The sequence below is a fragment of the Streptomyces sp. NPDC107562 genome, assembly GCF_055657325.1.
The window spans coordinates 63,028-77,857 of record NZ_JBVKBE010000005.1 but is presented as its reverse complement, the minus strand read 5'-3'; the positions used below and the strand labels follow the sequence as shown (position 1 = coordinate 77,857).

The 14,830-nt window shown below is 71.5% G+C and carries 12 protein-coding genes; 5 read left to right on the top strand and 7 right to left on the bottom strand.

The features are described from left to right. Positions 1-98 precede the first annotated feature (98 nt). Entirely contained in the window at positions 99-539 is a 441-nt protein-coding gene (locus ACZ7LV_RS16795) for an RrF2 family transcriptional regulator (protein WP_471940015.1), read from the bottom strand. Positions 540-811: 272 nt separating this feature from the next. Here ACZ7LV_RS16795 and ACZ7LV_RS16790 point away from each other — a divergent pair, with 272 nt between their 5' ends. Continuing rightward, positions 812-3,502, top strand: coding sequence for a glycoside hydrolase family 2 protein (locus tag ACZ7LV_RS16790; protein WP_471940013.1), 2,691 nt, complete (start codon positions 812-814; stop codon positions 3,500-3,502). 85 nt (positions 3,503-3,587) lie between these two features. On the opposite strand, the gene ACZ7LV_RS16785 is transcribed toward ACZ7LV_RS16790, so the two are convergent. Genes ACZ7LV_RS16785 through ACZ7LV_RS16770 form a run of 4 tightly spaced genes read right to left on the bottom strand, consistent with a single transcriptional unit; the run spans position 3,588 to position 7,727 of the window. Continuing rightward, positions 3,588-4,457, bottom strand: coding sequence for a carbohydrate ABC transporter permease (locus ACZ7LV_RS16785; RefSeq protein ID WP_471940011.1), 870 nt, complete (start codon positions 4,455-4,457; stop codon positions 3,588-3,590). Next, positions 4,454-5,416 (bottom strand): carbohydrate ABC transporter permease, encoded by a 963-nt coding sequence (locus ACZ7LV_RS16780; RefSeq protein WP_471940010.1) that lies wholly within the window; start codon positions 5,414-5,416, stop codon positions 4,454-4,456. The genes ACZ7LV_RS16785 and ACZ7LV_RS16780 overlap by 4 nt, the downstream gene beginning before the upstream one ends. Then, positions 5,410-6,750 carry an ABC transporter substrate-binding protein gene (locus tag ACZ7LV_RS16775; RefSeq protein WP_471940008.1) on the bottom strand — a complete coding sequence of 447 codons (1,341 nt, stop codon included), beginning with the start codon at positions 6,748-6,750 and terminating at the stop codon, positions 5,410-5,412. Before ACZ7LV_RS16775 ends, ACZ7LV_RS16780 begins: the two co-directional genes overlap by 7 nt. After that, positions 6,747-7,727, bottom strand: a complete 981-nt coding sequence (locus ACZ7LV_RS16770) for a GNAT family N-acetyltransferase (protein ID WP_471940006.1) — start codon at positions 7,725-7,727, stop codon at positions 6,747-6,749. The genes ACZ7LV_RS16775 and ACZ7LV_RS16770 overlap by 4 nt, the downstream gene beginning before the upstream one ends. A gap of 588 nt (positions 7,728-8,315) precedes the next feature. Between ACZ7LV_RS16770 and ACZ7LV_RS16765 the strand changes: the two genes are divergently transcribed. Then, positions 8,316-12,140: a S8 family serine peptidase gene (locus tag ACZ7LV_RS16765; protein ID WP_471940005.1), complete on the top strand. Its 3,825-nt coding sequence runs from the start codon at positions 8,316-8,318 to the stop codon at positions 12,138-12,140. 96 nt (positions 12,141-12,236) lie between these two features. Here ACZ7LV_RS16765 and ACZ7LV_RS16760 read toward each other — a convergent pair whose 3' ends face one another. Beyond that, positions 12,237-12,779 (bottom strand): DUF1707 SHOCT-like domain-containing protein, encoded by a 543-nt coding sequence (locus tag ACZ7LV_RS16760; protein ID WP_471940003.1) that lies wholly within the window; start codon positions 12,777-12,779, stop codon positions 12,237-12,239. Positions 12,780-12,872: 93 nt separating this feature from the next. Beyond that, entirely contained in the window at positions 12,873-13,442 is a 570-nt protein-coding gene (locus ACZ7LV_RS16755; protein ID WP_471940001.1) for an ester cyclase, read from the bottom strand. A gap of 126 nt (positions 13,443-13,568) precedes the next feature. Here ACZ7LV_RS16755 and ACZ7LV_RS16750 point away from each other — a divergent pair, with 126 nt between their 5' ends. The 3 genes from ACZ7LV_RS16750 (at position 13,569) to ykgO (ending at position 14,646) form a co-directional block, all read left to right on the top strand. Continuing rightward, the gene (locus ACZ7LV_RS16750; RefSeq protein ID WP_471939999.1) at positions 13,569-14,225 is read left to right on the top strand and encodes a TetR/AcrR family transcriptional regulator; all 657 of its coding nucleotides are present in this window, start codon (positions 13,569-13,571) and stop codon (positions 14,223-14,225) included. Positions 14,226-14,275: 50 nt separating this feature from the next. Then, the gene (gene rpmG, locus ACZ7LV_RS16745; protein ID WP_365453762.1) at positions 14,276-14,440 is read left to right on the top strand and encodes a 50S ribosomal protein L33; all 165 of its coding nucleotides are present in this window, start codon (positions 14,276-14,278) and stop codon (positions 14,438-14,440) included. An 83-nt stretch (positions 14,441-14,523) separates the two neighbouring features. Then, on the top strand, positions 14,524-14,646 hold the full coding sequence (gene ykgO, locus ACZ7LV_RS16740; RefSeq protein ID WP_385383332.1) for a type B 50S ribosomal protein L36: 123 nt from the start codon (positions 14,524-14,526) through the stop codon (positions 14,644-14,646). Positions 14,647-14,830 lie beyond the last annotated feature (184 nt).

Below are 14,830 nucleotides of genomic sequence, written 5' to 3'. Positions count from 1 at the left end.
GGTATCTGAGATGCGTATTTTTGGTCGCGCGGAATCCGCGGGGCGGGTCTCGTCGCGGTGGTGCGAGACGGCCGGGTCGGCGCCTTCGGCGGGAGCCGTCAGTCCGGGGGAGCGCCCAGCGACAGCAGTACCGGTCCTGTCGGCGCCGTCACCAGGTCGGCCACGGTCACGCCGTTCAGGGAGGAGTAGAACGCGTCCTGGGCCTCCCGCAGTGCCCGCCGCAGCCGGCAGGCGCCCGCGAGGGGGCAGGGGGTGTCGCCCTCGCACACCACGGCCTCCCGGTCCCCTTCCAGGGTGCGCACCAGATCGCCCACCGGCGTGCGCCGGCCCGAGGCGGTGAGCGTGAGCCCGCCGTTGCGTCCGCGGCGCGCCTCGATCACCCCCAGCCTCTGCAACTGCGCGATGGCCTTGGCCATGTGCGTGTAGGGGACGTTCATCGAGGCGGCGATCTGCCGTGTGGTCAGCAGGTCCTCGTCGTCCACGACGGCGAGGCGCATCACCGCCCGGAGCGCGAGGTCCGTGTACCTGGTCAGTCTCACGCGGCACACGCTAGCAATGTTGCATCTCGGATGCATATTTATCTGGGGGTGACGCTCGTCTCCCGATGTCCGGCGGGTCCCCAGTCTCCGCGGGTTGCTGCGATCGGGCGACGCCCGGCATGTGGAGCGTCGGTCGGCGGGGCGTCGCCAGCATCCTGAAGGGCATGCCTTCACAGCTGGGCAGGCTGTCGCCACGCCGCCCTGGTCACCCGTTCCCGTCCATCCCGCCCGGAGGGCCGACAGGCCGAGCGGCCAGGGTCCTCGGCCGATCCGTGGTCCCCGCCCTCCTCGGCCTGTCCGTCTTCCTGGCCCCCGCCCTCGCCCCGGTCGGCTTTACTGACGGGGTGGAGAGCGCTACGCCGGCCGCCGTCGCGGTCCCCGTCGGCCCCGACTCCGGCACCGCACTGTCCAAGTTCATGATCCAGTCGACGGCACGCGTCGAGGACCCGGCGTCCGAAGTGTCGCGTCCCGGGTATCGCACGACGGGCTGGTACAAGGCCGGCGCTCGCTCCACCGTCCTCGCGGCCCTGCTGGCGGCCGGCAAGTACCCCGACCCGTTCCACTCCACGAACCAGAAGCTGATCCCCGCCGCCGACTTCGAGGTCCCGTGGTGGTTCCGGTCCGACTTCACGGTCGACGGCCCGGGAACGCGGACCTACCTGGACGTCAGCGGGATCACCTCTGCCGCCGACGTCTTCGTCAACGGCCGTCGGATCGCGACGGCGAGCAAGGTCGTGGGGACGTACACCCGGCACGAACTGGACGTCACGTCCCTGGTGCGGCCGGGCACCAACACGGTCGCCTTCCGGATCCATCCCAACGACCCGCGCAAGCACCTCACCGTCGGCTGGCTCGACTGGCTGCAGCCGCCCCCGGACCGGAACATGGGGATCGTCCGCGACGTCGTCGTCCGCCGCAGCGGCCCGGTCGTCCTGCGCGACGCCCATGTCGTCACCGACCTGGACGTGCCGTCCCTGGACTCCGCCGACCTGACCGTCAAGGCCCGCCTGCGCAACGACTCGCCCGACACCGTCACCGCGCGCCTGTCCGGCACGGCCGGGCCCGCCGACCTCGGCCGCCAGGTGACGTTGAAGCCAGGTGAGAGCCGGACCGTGGCCTTCTCTCCCGCCGACCACTCCGGCCTCCGCGTGACGCAGCCGCGCGTGTGGTGGCCGGCCGGGATGGGCGAGCAGCCGCTCTACGACCTCGACCTGGCCGTGACGGTCGACGGGGTCACCTCCGACACCGCGCACAGCACCTTCGGCATCCGCGACGTACAGGCGCCGATCAACGCCGACGGCGCGCGCCAGTACCAGATCAACGGCCGGCCGCTGCTGATCAAGGGCGCGGGCTGGTCCCCCGACGAGTTCCTGCGCTGGGACCCGGCCTACGCCGAGCACCGCCTGCGCTACGTCCGCGACCTGGGCCTGAACACGCTCCGTCTGGAGGGCCACCTCGAACCCGACGAGTTCTTCGACCTCGCCGACCGGTACGGCATCCTCACGATCGCCGGCTGGGAGTGCTGCAACAAGTGGGAAGGGGAGGTCAACCCCGCGGAGTCCGGGGAGAAGTGGAACGCCGCCGACCACGCGGTCGCCCGGGCGTCGATGGCCGCCGAGGCGGCCCGGCTGCGCCACCACCCCAGCGTGATCTCCTTCCTGATCGGCAGCGACGCGGCGCCCAACGCAAGGATCGAGTCGGGCTATCTCGACGCGCTGCGGGAGGCGGACTGGAAGGTGCCCGTGATCCCCTCCGCCTCCGGCAAGCCGACACCCGTCACCGGCCGTTCCGGGATGCGGATGACCGGCCCCTACGAATGGGTGCCTCCCGGCTACTGGTACGACAAGCGCGAGGGCGGAGCCACCGGGTTCAACTCCGAGACCAGCGCGGGCCCGAGCATCCCCACCCTCGACACCCTGCGACGGATGATGACCCCGGCCGAGCTGGAGACCCTCTGGAAGCAGCCCGCCGCCGTCCAGTACCACCGCTCTCCCTCGCCCACGTTCTCGACCCTCAAGCTGTACAACGCCGCACTCGCCGGCCGCTACGGACGGCCCACCGGCCTCGGCGACTACGTGCGCAAGGCCCAACTGGCCCAGTACGAGGCCGTGCGGGCCCAGTTCGAGGCCTACTCGCGCAACGCCAAGGACACCACCGCCCCGGCGACCGGCGTCATCTACTGGATGCTCAACAGCGGCTGGACCTCGCTGCACTGGCAGCTCATCGACCGCTACCTCGACCAGAACGGCTCGTACTTCGGTGCGAAGAAGGCCAACGAACCACTGCACGTCCAGTACGGCTACGACAACCGCAAGGTCAGCGTCGTCAACAACCGCTCGGCCGCCGCTTCGGGGCTCACCGCCCGGGTCACGCTCTTCAACCCCGACGGGACCGAGAAGTACGACCGCACGGCGACCGGGGTCGACGTCGAGGCCCGTGGCGTCACCACCACCTCGCTGACCGTTCCGGCCGAAATCCCCGGGCTGGAAAAGACGTACCTGGCGCGGCTGTTGCTCACCGACTCCACCGGACGCGAGGTGGGCCGCAACGTCTACTGGCTCTCCACCCGTGACGACGTCCTCGACTACGCGAAGACCGACTGGTACTACACCCCCACCACCTCCTACGCCGACCTGACGGGCCTGAACTCGATGCCGCAGGTGACCCTGGACGTGGCGGCCACCACGAAGGCGGCCGGCGCGACGGACACCTCGACGACGACCGTGACCCTGCGCCACCCGGGCACCACGAAGGCCCCGGTCCTGCTGACCGACGTCGACGTGGTCTCCGCGGACGGGAAGACGCCCGTGCTGCCGGTGCACTGGAGCGACAACCACGTCAGCCTGTGGCCCGGTGAGGAGGTGACCCTGGTGGCCACGCACCCGACGACCGATCCGGACAGCGCCCCCCGCGTACGGGTCTCCGGCTGGAACACCCGGCCGGTGACCGTCCCGTCCGGCTGACGGACGGTCACCCACGGGCGGCACCGACCCGCCGCCGACCACTGGCGCGGGGCCCCGGACGGCCGGGGTCCCGCGCCAGCGGCTCTCACTTGAGGCCGCTGAGCATCACGCCTCGGATGTAGTACTTCTGCAGCAGCAGGAAGAGGATCAGCACCGGCAGGATGCTCATGACGAGACCCGCCATGACGATCGGCATCGTGCGGGTGGGGTCGACGTAGTCCTGAAGGAACTGGATGCCGACGGGCAGGGTCATCACGTCCGGGTTCGCGGTCGAGATGAGCAGCGCCCAGATGTACTCGTTCCACGCCTGGACGAACGTCAGCAGACCGAGCGTCAGCAGGACCGGCATGGTCTGCGGTACGACGATCCGCCACCACACGGCGAACTCGCCGGCGCCGTCGATGCGCGCGGCCTCCAGGACCTCGTCCGGGAGGGAGACCATGAACTGGCGCATCAGGAAGATGCCGAAGCCGTTGACGAGGAACGGCATCGCGAGCGCCGCGATGCTGACGGTCAGGCCCGCGCCCCCGCGCCCCAACAGGTCGTTGCCGCCCGCCAGCGGCCAGTGCACCAGGATCAGGAAGTGCGGGATGAAGAAGAGGAACGGCGGGAACATCATCGTCGACAGCACGAGCCGGAAGATCAGGTCCCGCCCGGGGAAGCGGAGTTTGGCGAGGGCGTAGCCGGCGAGCGACGAGGTGATCAGCACGGACACGGTGATCACGGCGGTCGCGACGACGCTGTTGCGGAACAGCACCGGCAGATCGAGCTGGTCGATCGCCGCCCGGTAGTTCGACCAGTCGAACGCCTTGGGCAGGAACCGGTACGGCAGCGTGCCCGCCTCGCCCGCGCCCTTGAACGACGTCATCACCATGTCGAGGAACGGCACCACCGTCAGCACGGCGCCGGTCACCACCACCAGCGAGGACAACCAGGGGAAACGGCGGCGGATCATACGTCCTCCTCCTTGCGCCGGAAGATCCACAACTGCGCCAGGGTGACCACCAGGACGACCAGGAAGAGCACGAAGGCGGCGGCGCTGGCGGGGCCCCAGTGGCCGTAGGAGAACGCCTGCCGGTACATCTCCAGGGCGGCCACGTTGGTCGCGTCGCCCGGCCCGCCCTTGGTCATCACGGTGATCAGCGCGAAGGACTGCAGCCCGCTGATGAACTGGGTGACGCATACGAGCAGCAGGGACGGCCGCAGCAGCGGCAGCGTGATCCGCCAGAAGACGGAGACCGGCCCGGCCCCGTCGAGCGCCGCGGCCTCGTAGTACGACTCGGGGATGGACTTCAGCCCGGCGGTCAGGACGAGGATCGCGGAGCCCACCGAGGCCCACGCGTGCACGACCACGACCGACGGCAGTGCGGTGCCCGGCTCCTGGAGGAAGGCCACCGAGTCGAGCCCCACGGAGTTGAGCACGCCGTTGACGAGGCCGCCCGGCTCGTACATGAACTTCCACACGTTGCCGACGGCGACCACCGTCGTGACGATCGGCAGGAAGTAGAGGGTGCGCCACAGCCCCTGGAACCGCAGATTGTCGATGCAGGTGGCGACGACCACGGAGCCGGCGAGCGAGAGGACCACGGTGCCCAGCGCGAACAGCAGGGTGTTGGTCAGGATCGGTGCCAGGAACGTCGATCCGTCGGCGAAGAGTCCCGCGAAGTTGTCCGTCCCGACCGGCCGGATGCCGCCGAGGTCGAACCCCGACCAGCGGGACATCGACAGCAGCAGCGCGAAACCGAGGGGCAGGAGCAGGAACACCGCGAAGAACAGCAATGTCGGCGTGAGGAAGAGATAGGCGACGACCGTCTGCCGGCGCCGGGCCCGGACGCGGCCGTCGACGGTGAGCGGGACGGGGGGCGTGCTGGGCGCGGCCCGCTCGGTCGTGGCCGGCGTCAGCGCGTTCACCATGAGCGTGCCACCTCTCGGTCGACCTGACGGCGGGTGGTGCGCAGTGCCTGGTCGACCGACTGCTGACCGGTCCACAGCGCCTCGATGTTCTTGCGCAGCAACGATTTCGCCTGTTGCGCGCCCGGCACGTTCGGCTCCGGCACCGAGTACGCCAGCGCGTCCAGGAAGGGCCGCAGGTTCGCGTCGCCGTGGGCGCCCAGGAGGGTGCGCATGTCGTCGGCGCGTCCGGTCAGGGAACCGGCAGACACCTGCAGGGAACTCATCCGGGTCGCTCTCCCGCCCGGCTCGGCACCCTTGACCCTCACCTTCTCGGTGTTGAGCCAGCGCAGGAACTCCCAGGCGGCGGCCGGGTGTCTGCCGGCCGCGTTGACCCCGAGCATGAAGCCGGTGGAGAGCGTGGCGCGCTTGCCGTCCGCCTCCGGGAGGGGCAGCGGGGCGACGCCGACGTCGCGGTACTCCGTGCCCATCAGGGTCTTCAGGCTCCCGGTCCACCAGCCGGCGCTGACCACCATGGCCACCTGCCCCGACCGGAACGCCTTGTAGACGTTGACACCGGGGACGCTGGCGCCGCCGCTGACGAGGCGGTGCTCCAGGTCGAACACGGCCCGTCCGGCGGGGGAGTCGATGGCGGTGCTCCTGCCGTCCTCGGAGACGAACCTGCCGCCGGCCGCGTTGAGCAGGGCGAGCGTCTGGCCGACGGTGGTGGAGTCGTCGGCGGTCGAGAGTCCGAACCCCTGGACGAGGGTGTTGCCGAACCGGTCCTGCCGGGCGGTGCGGTAGGCGACCTCCTCCAGTTCCCGCCAGGTCCGCGGCGGGTGGTCGACGCCGGCTTCGCGCAGCAGCCGCTTGTTGTAGTAGAGAGCGTACGTCTGCGCCTCGGTGGGATAGCCGTAGACCTGGCCGCGCACCGAGGCGGCGTCGACCGCGGCGCGGCTGTAACCGCGGGTGATCTCCTCGGCGTACTCCCGCGGAGCGGGCCGCAGGACACCGGCCTGGACCAGCTGACCGTTCCACAGGCAGTACGGGTGGAGGATGTCGGCGCCCTGGCCCGCGGCCTGCCGGACCATGAACGTGGTGAGCAGGTCCGTGAACTCGACCGCCTTCGTCTGCACCTTGACCCGGTCGTGCCCGGCGTTCCACTCGTCGACCGGGCCCTGCAGGGCCTGCTTGAGCACTCCGCTCGCGTAGTGGGTGAGCAGGGTGAGGACGATCGGGTCACCCGGCCGCCCGGTGCCCTGGTGCGGCGCGGCGCAACCGGAGGCGAGCAGCGCCGAGGGGAGCGCGAGCGCGAAGTGGCGGCGGCTGAGCCGGGCGGTGCGGCGGGCCGGCGTCATCGCGCGCCCTCGCGGCGCATCACGCGGAACACGCGGGTCGTGGTGAAGCCGGTCTTGCGGTACATGTGGCCGGCGGGGGACTGCGCGCCGGTCCACAGGAACCACGCGGAGTGCGCGCGGCGCGCCCGCATCCTCTCCAGGACGAGGTGCAGGAGGACCTCGCCGAGTCCGGTGCCGCGCATCTCCTCCAGTACGCCGATCGGGCCGAACCGCTCGTCCACCGCGTCGAACGCGCCGTGCATCGCCCAGCCGACCAGGCGGCCCGACGGCTCCCGGGCGACGACGATCCGGTCGACCGGTGTGCCCACGGCCACGGACGCGCGGATCGTGCACGCCCAGTCGGGGCCGAAGTGGTCCCCGGCGAGGGCGAACAGGTCGACCAGGTCGTCGTCGGACGGGGTGGCGAACCGGTAACCCCCCGCCGTCAGTTCCCGCACGCGGCGCGCGACGTCCTCCGGCATGCGGTAGCCCACCAGGCCACGGTCCATCGCCTCCGCCTCGTAGAGCGTGCGAAAGCCGAGGGACTCCAGGAGCAGGGCGGCCTCCGGGTAGGCCTCGGCGTCCAGGCCGGGCAGGACGTAGTTCGGGGTGTACGAGGAGAAGTCCACCCGGGTCCGGCCGTGGCCGTGCAGCCAGTCGAGGGCCTCGGTCAGCAGCCGGCGGCCGAGGCCGCGCCGACGGGCGTCCGGGGCGACGAAGAAGAAGGGGATCCAGCCCTGCTGCGGCTCCAGGTCGGTGCCGGCCATCGGCGTCCGACGGCGCACCGCGTAGGCGGCGCCGACAACGCGTTCCCCCTCCACGGCGACCCGCAGACCCTCCGGATCGAAGTTGGGGTCGAGCAGCACCAGGGAGCGGAAACGGTCCGCGGTGACGGGGTCGCCCGGCGCGCTGCGCCGCCACACCTCCACCACCCGCGGTCCGTCACCCGCGCGAAAGCCGCGGATGTCGGCCCGGGTCGTCGTTGCGCTGTCGGTCATCGGCGGTGCTGTCCTTCCGGACACCGGGCGGTGTCGGTGTCGGGGGTGATGAGCCATCACATCGGGAATTTACTGGGATGTCCGGCAATTCCGCAATTATCCGCTGTCGGGCCGCGCCGCAGGAGCGCCCAACCCCTCGCGGCGCGCGAGGAGTACGGCCGGACGCACGGTCGTCGGCGGCTGTCGCAGTTTCGACATGGCGCATTCGTGCCACGTGCAGGCGATGACACGTCAGGCGGCGGGGCGCATGATCTCGAACAGGTTGTGAACCCCGGTTTACGAAGGGTTTTTGCTCATGGCACCGAACCGCCTCCCGACGCGCACGGCGCCGGGATCGACGTCGGCTGTCGGCGAGGTGCCGAGCACGGCCCGGACGGCCGCCGCCGATCCGCGCTCCGCCCCGGCCTGACCCGCAGCACGGCCCCCCTGAGGCCGGCCGCGCCCCCCGACAGCGGCGGCGCGCCCCGGCACCCGGCACCCGGATGCCGCGGCCGGATGCCGCTCGTCCCACAAGTCCCCTGTGTGACAGGCCGGTACGCGCCGCCCTGATCCGATGCCGGGAAGTGACAAGAAAGGCTGTAACCACCCATGAGACGCATCCGCCTTTGGGCGGTGATATCGATGTCGGCCATGGTGGCGGCGAGCGCGATCACGCCTGTCGCCGCCCAGTCCCCGCCGAAGGCCCCCGCCTCGGCGCCGGCATCCGACGTGCGCGGTACCACCGTGCGACTGATCACCGGCGACCTGGTCACCGTCAACGACGCCCCGAACGGCAGGAAGACCGCCTCGGTGCGGCGCGCGCCGGGGCGCGAGGACGTCTTCTTCCAGGTGACCGAACGCGACGGCGGCCTGACCGTCCTGCCGTCCGACGCGGCGCCGCTGGTCCGCAGCGAGCGGCTCGACGCGGGGCTCTTCGACGTCGCCGCCCTCATCGCCGAGGGCTACGACACGGCGCACACCGACGCCCTGCCCCTGATCGTCTCCGCCTCCCAGGGCTCGGCGCGTGCCGCGGCCGAACGGACGGACGCGCTCGCGGAGTTCCACGAGGGCACGGGCGGCCCCCGGCACCTGCGGAGCATCGACGCCCAGGCCCTGCGCGTCGCCGACCAGGACCTGGCGGCCTTCTGGAAGGAACTCGCGCCCGCGACCGACGCGTCGGTCGCGAGGGCGGTGGCGGCGACGCCGAAGATCTGGCTGGACCACAAGGTGCGTCCGACCCTGGACCGCAGCACCGCGCAGATCAACGCACCGGCCGCCTGGGCCGCCGGTCAGCACGGCGAGGGTGTCAAGGTCGCGGTCCTCGACACCGGTGCCGACCAGACGCACCCCGACCTCGCGGGCCGTGTCTCCGAGGCCAGGGACTTCTCCGGCAGCGGCTCGACGCGGGACCTCTTCGGGCACGGCACGCACGTCGCCGCCACCGCCGCCGGCAGCGGCGCCGCTTCGGGCGGCCTGCGCAAGGGCGTCGCGCCCGGCGCCGACCTGATCGTGGGCAAGGTCCTCGGGGACGACGGCTCCGGCACCGAGTCCCAGATCATCGCGGGCATGGAATGGGCCGCGGCCGAGGGCGCCAAGGTCGTCAACATGAGCCTGGGCGCGGACATGCAGTCCGACGGCACCGACCCCATGAGCCTCGCCGTCAACGAGATCTCCCGCAGCAGCGGCGCGTTGTTCGTCGTCGCCGCCGGAAACAGCGGCGGGCGGGGCGACATGACGGTGGGTTCGCCCGGCGTGGCCGACGCCGCCCTCACCGTCGGCGCCGTCGACCGGGACGACTCGCTCGCCCCCTTCTCCAGCCGCGGCCCGCGGTTCGGTGACAAGGCCGTGAAGCCGGACATCACCGCCCCGGGCGTCGGCATCGTCGCCGCGCGCGCCACCGGGACGACCATGGGCGCTCCGATCGACGACCACTACGTCGCCGCGGACGGCACCTCCATGGCGACCCCGCACGTGGCGGGTGCGGCGGCGCTGCTCGCCGGGCAGCACCCCGACTGGACGGCGCAGCAGCTCAAGGACGCGCTGATCAGCACGTCCCGTACGATCTCCGGCCAGACCCCCACCGAGCAGGGCGGCGGCCGCGTCGACGTCAAGGCGGCCTTCTCCGCGCCCGTCACCGCCACCGGCACGCTCGCGATGGGCCCGTTCGGCAGGGACGCAGCCCCGGTGGAGCGGGCCGGAGTGATCCGCTACACGAACCACTCCGACACCGAGGTCTCGCTGGACCTGCGCGCCACGCTGGCCACCAACGGCGGCAGGGCGCTGCCCGCGGAGGGCCTGACCATGGGCACGGGCACCGTCCGGATCGCCCCGGGCGCGACCGCTGAGGTTCCGGTGCGGGTCGACCCGGTCAAGGCCGGCCGCGGCACGTACTACGGCTATGTCAGCGCCACGTCCTCCGACGGCAGCGCGCTCCACACCACCGTCAGCCTGGTCGTCCGTGCCCCGATGCACAAGGTCACCATCGACTCGCACGGCCCGGACGGTGAGCCCACCGGCTGGAACATCGTGGACGTCTTCGGCGGCGACACGGACGTCCAGTTCGTCAGCTGGGACCCACTGGCCTTCGAGGTCGAGGAGGGCACCTACCAGGTCGGCGGCGCGCTGCTGCACCAGAGCGGCGGCGCCACGCGGCTCATCTACGCCGTGGAGCCCGAGGTGAAGGTCGCCGGGGACACGACGGTGACCCTGGACGCGCGCAAGGCCGAACCGGTGCGCATGCGCACGCCCCTGCCTGCCGAGCGGCGCAACAACGCGACGTACCAGACGTACCGGAAGATCGACGGTACGGCGATGGCCCAGACCACCTACTACGAGGACGGCGGCGGGTCGGTGGACCTGTACGTCACTCCCACGTCCAAGGTCACCGAGGGCGAGTTCGAGTTCAACACCCGCTGGGAGATGGTGGCTCCGGACCTCAGGACCGAGGTCCGCGGCGCGGATCTCGACCTGGACCCGTACTACCTCGCACGCTCCACCCCGTTCGACCCGAAGGGTGAGCGGCTGACCGCCGTGTACGCGGGGACCATCGAGAACCCGGACCTGCGGCCGGACACTGTACGGGGCAAGCTCGCCGTGATGCGCGACGACACCGCCTCGGGCGAGTACGAGCTCGCGAAGGCGGCCGCGCGGGCCGGTGCCAAGGGCCTGGTGATCGTCCTGCCCGAAGGGCTCGTGGCCTGGACCCGCTGGCAGCCGACGGACACCCGCTCCGCCGTCCCGGTCATCCGGGTCACCGCGGCCGACGGGGCCAAGCTGCTGCAGCACATGAAGCAGCACAAGACCGTCGTCGACATCTCCGGGACGGTCGCGAGCCCGTACCTGTACGACATCAGGGCGATCTGGAAGGACCAGATCCCGAAGGGCGTCACCTACACCGTCTCGGACCGCAACACCGCGAGGGTGAAGGCGTCCTACGCGGACACCGGCGCGCTCGACTGGACCGCAGAGCAGCGCTTCAGCTGGCGCCCCTTCGCGAAGGTCACCATGGAGACCTCGCGCGCGGTGCCGACCGGCCGGACGCGCTCCGAGTACGTCACCTCCGGGGACACGCAGTGGATGCACTACGTCGACTTCATCACCACCCCGTACGCGGACTTCGCCATGCGCGCCGGGCTGCGGGACGCTCCTCGCAACTTCGAGGCGGGGGAGAGGACCGAGGAGGAGTGGTACAAGGCCGTGGTGCGGCCGTCCATCCCGCGCGGCTGGAGCAGCCCGTCCGTCCGTGACGGCGACGTCATGACCCTGGCCGTCCCGGAGTACACGGACGCGGTGGCCGGCCACTGGGCCCGCAAGCAGGCCCCCGGTCTGTCGGGCGGCATCGGGCGTACCGGAGCCCCCGGAACGCTGGACGAGCCCGGCTACCCCGCGGGTGACAAGGTGACGGCCGTCCTCCACCGCAACGGCGAGGCGGTGGGCAGTTCCGGCGCCGCCTGGGGGAACTTCCCGGTTCCCGCCGGCAAGGCCGAGTACCGGCTGGACCTGACCACGGAGCGGCTCACCGACTACTGGCGCACCGGTACGCGGACCGCCACGTCGTGGACCTTCCGTTCGGACACCGCCGCCGAGCAGACGGTGCTGCCGCTCCTCCAGGTCGACTACGACGTCGAGGCCGACCTGTGGAACAGGGTCGACGGCGGGAAGCGCCATGAACTCGACCTCACGGTCCGGCACCAGGACGGGCTCGCCGCGCCCGCCGGGGTCCGGCTGAAGGTCGAGGCGTCCTTCGACGACGGCAGGACGTGGAAGGCGCAGGTCCGCACCAAGGACCGCGGGCACAACCGGTTCACCGCCACCGTCGAGTCGCCCGGGGACCACCGGCACGGCGGATACGTGACCCTGCGTGTCACGGCCTCCGACCAGGCCGGCAACACGGTCCGGCAGACGGTGGAGCGGGCCTACTCGCTCGGAAGCTGAGCGAACGCCTCCGCGGGAGACCCCCACGGACGGTGCCTGAGCGGGAGACCCCGCGGACGGTGCCTCCGTGGGACACCCCGCGGAGGCACCGGGCGTTCAGCGGCGGGCGTGGCGGATCTTCAGCCGGCCGAATCCCATGGTCCCGGAGATCCGGATCCTCGGCCCGCCGGGGCGGGACCGCCCCGGGACCTTGTAACGCAGGTCCTTCCACCCGGCCACCAGGCCCTCGACGTCGACGACCGCGTCACGAGGCACCGTGATCTTGGCGCCGCCGGTGCCGAGATGCAGCTCGATGTCGACGAGCCGATGCTCGATCACCGCCCGGGACAGATCCAGGCGCACCTTTCCGTACGCGGACTCGATCTTGAGGGTGCGCGGCACCCGCCACGCGCCGCTCCGCTTGATCCGCCCGCCGGCCGCGGCGATCGTCGACGTGGTGCCCGATTGCTCCGCCGGGAGCGAGGCCAGGGCCGACACGAGCTCGCCGCGTGCCGTGGCGGTGAGCACCTGGTGCAGGCGCTCGTCCAACTCCGCGTGCGTGATGAGCTCTTCGGTGTAGGCCTCCTGCAGACGTCGCACGGCCGTCTCGCGGTCGTCTTCGCCGATCAGCCGCGACGAGTCTTCCGGTGAGGAGGTCACCGTCTCACCCTACTGCCGTACCGGCGACGCGACAGGGGCAAGTCCCCTGGTGGACAAGGAAGTCGGCGTCGTTCGACAGGGCGCGGCCGCAGGTCAGCCGACCGGGCCGGGCGCGTGACGGGAGTCGGCCGCGGCCGCCGCGGCCCGGCTGACGAGGTCGGCCGCGCGAGCGGCGCGACCCGTCGCCTTCCAGGCCAGCATGCGCAGCGCGACCGCCGGGGAGGGTGGGAAGACGCCCAGCTGGCCGAGCATGGTGATGTCGTCACGCACGGCCTCGTGCCGGACCACCTTGCCCTCGCGCACGTCGAGCACGTGGATCTGCTCGAAGTCGATCTCGCGCCCGGTGGGCGGTACGGCCTGGTCCAGGGCGCCGTCGCGGAACGTGACGAAGGCGCCCGTGTGACGGCCCCGCATGCGCAGGCGGAGCCAGACCTGATCGTCGTTGCCGGCGATGCCGAGGATCTCGAACCTCAGGTCGTCGAAGGCCGAGCGCATCCACGCGCCGGAGGCCAGCACGCCCGCCGGTCCCGGGAGCGAGCAGGCGGCCGGTGAGACGGTGGCCTCCCGGTTGTGGAAGTCCTCCGCCACCACCTCGGCGGCCAGTGCCGCGTCCTGGGTCACGAGGATCTCGAAAAGCCCCTGCGCCAGTTCGGTCGGGTTCATGCCCACGTCGTCGGTCCCTCTCGCGTACGTCGTGCCGGGTGGCGGGCGCTTCCGCCTCGCGAGATTGAGGTTACAGAGCACCTAATGAATACTTCAAACAGCCCCTCGACTGGCTACAGTGGCGCCATGCCGAGCAAGCGCGCCTACGTCTCTCCCCTGCGGGAGCAGGCCGCCGTCCGTACCCGCGAGGTGATCATGCGGCGGGCCACCGAACTCTTCGCCGAGCGGGGATACGGCCGGGTGACGATCGCGGACATCGCCTCCGCCGCCGGTGTGTCCTCCAAGACCGTCTTCGCCAGCGTCGGGAGCAAGGGCGACATCCTCGACAGGATCGTCGACGAGGGGGTCTCGGCATCCGGCTACGAACAGGCCATGGAGCACGTCCTCGGCCTGCGTACGCCGGACGCCGTCCTGCACGCCCTGGCGCGGGGCACGCGCCAGGGCAACGAGAGCCAGTTCACCGTCCACGAGGCGATCCGCAAGGCGCTTCCGGTCCATGAGAGCGCCGACGGCTTGTGGGCGAGGGCGACGGCTGCCTACCGGGAGGCGCTGAACGCCGCCGCCCGCCATCTGCACGGACTGACGCCACCACCTCGCTGCCCCGTGCAGCGGACGGCGGACCTGCTGTGGCTGTGGTTCGGCCCCACGGGCTGGCGCACGCTCGTGGCGGAGAGCGGCTGGACCTGGGAGCAGGCCGAGGAGGCGCTGTACGACACGGCGGCGGCCGCGCTGTACGCCTCGGTGCCGGGTCGGGAATGCGCAGGAGAGGGCCGCTGTTCATGACTCTGTGAATGGCATGCGCTCGCCACTCACGGTGGGTGAAAGGAGGCCTCATGGCACGCAACGCCACGCGTCCCGTCGTGACGCTGAAGTCGACGGCCGGTACCGGCGTCACCTATGTGACGCGCAAGAACCGCGGGAACGACCCCGACCGGCTGGTCCTGCGCAAGTACGACCCGGTCGCCGGGGAGCACGTGCTCTTCCGTGAGGAGCGCTGAGCGGAGGGCCTTCGCCCGACCGCCGGGCGGGCGTCGGTCGGGCGCCCGCTGCTGACCCGTATGCACACAGGAGGTGCGGAGTCATGAAGGTGCGCAAGTCGCTGCGCTCGCTGAAGTCCAAGCCGGGGGCGCAGATCGTACGCCGCCGTGGCGTGACGTTCGTGATCAACAAGAAGGACCCGCGCTTCAAGGCGCGCCAGGGCTGACGCGGCCCCGGCCGGTCCAGGAAGTCGGGCCCCGCCACGCGCGGGGCCCGGCCGGTGGACGACGGCGGATTCCGGCCCGGCCGGCCCGCCCTCCGTGTCGATCAGCGGGCGAGACGCGTGTCAAAAAGCATAAGAAATGACCTTTCCTGTCATGCTCTGCCTTGGTTTGTCGGCGTCGAGGGGC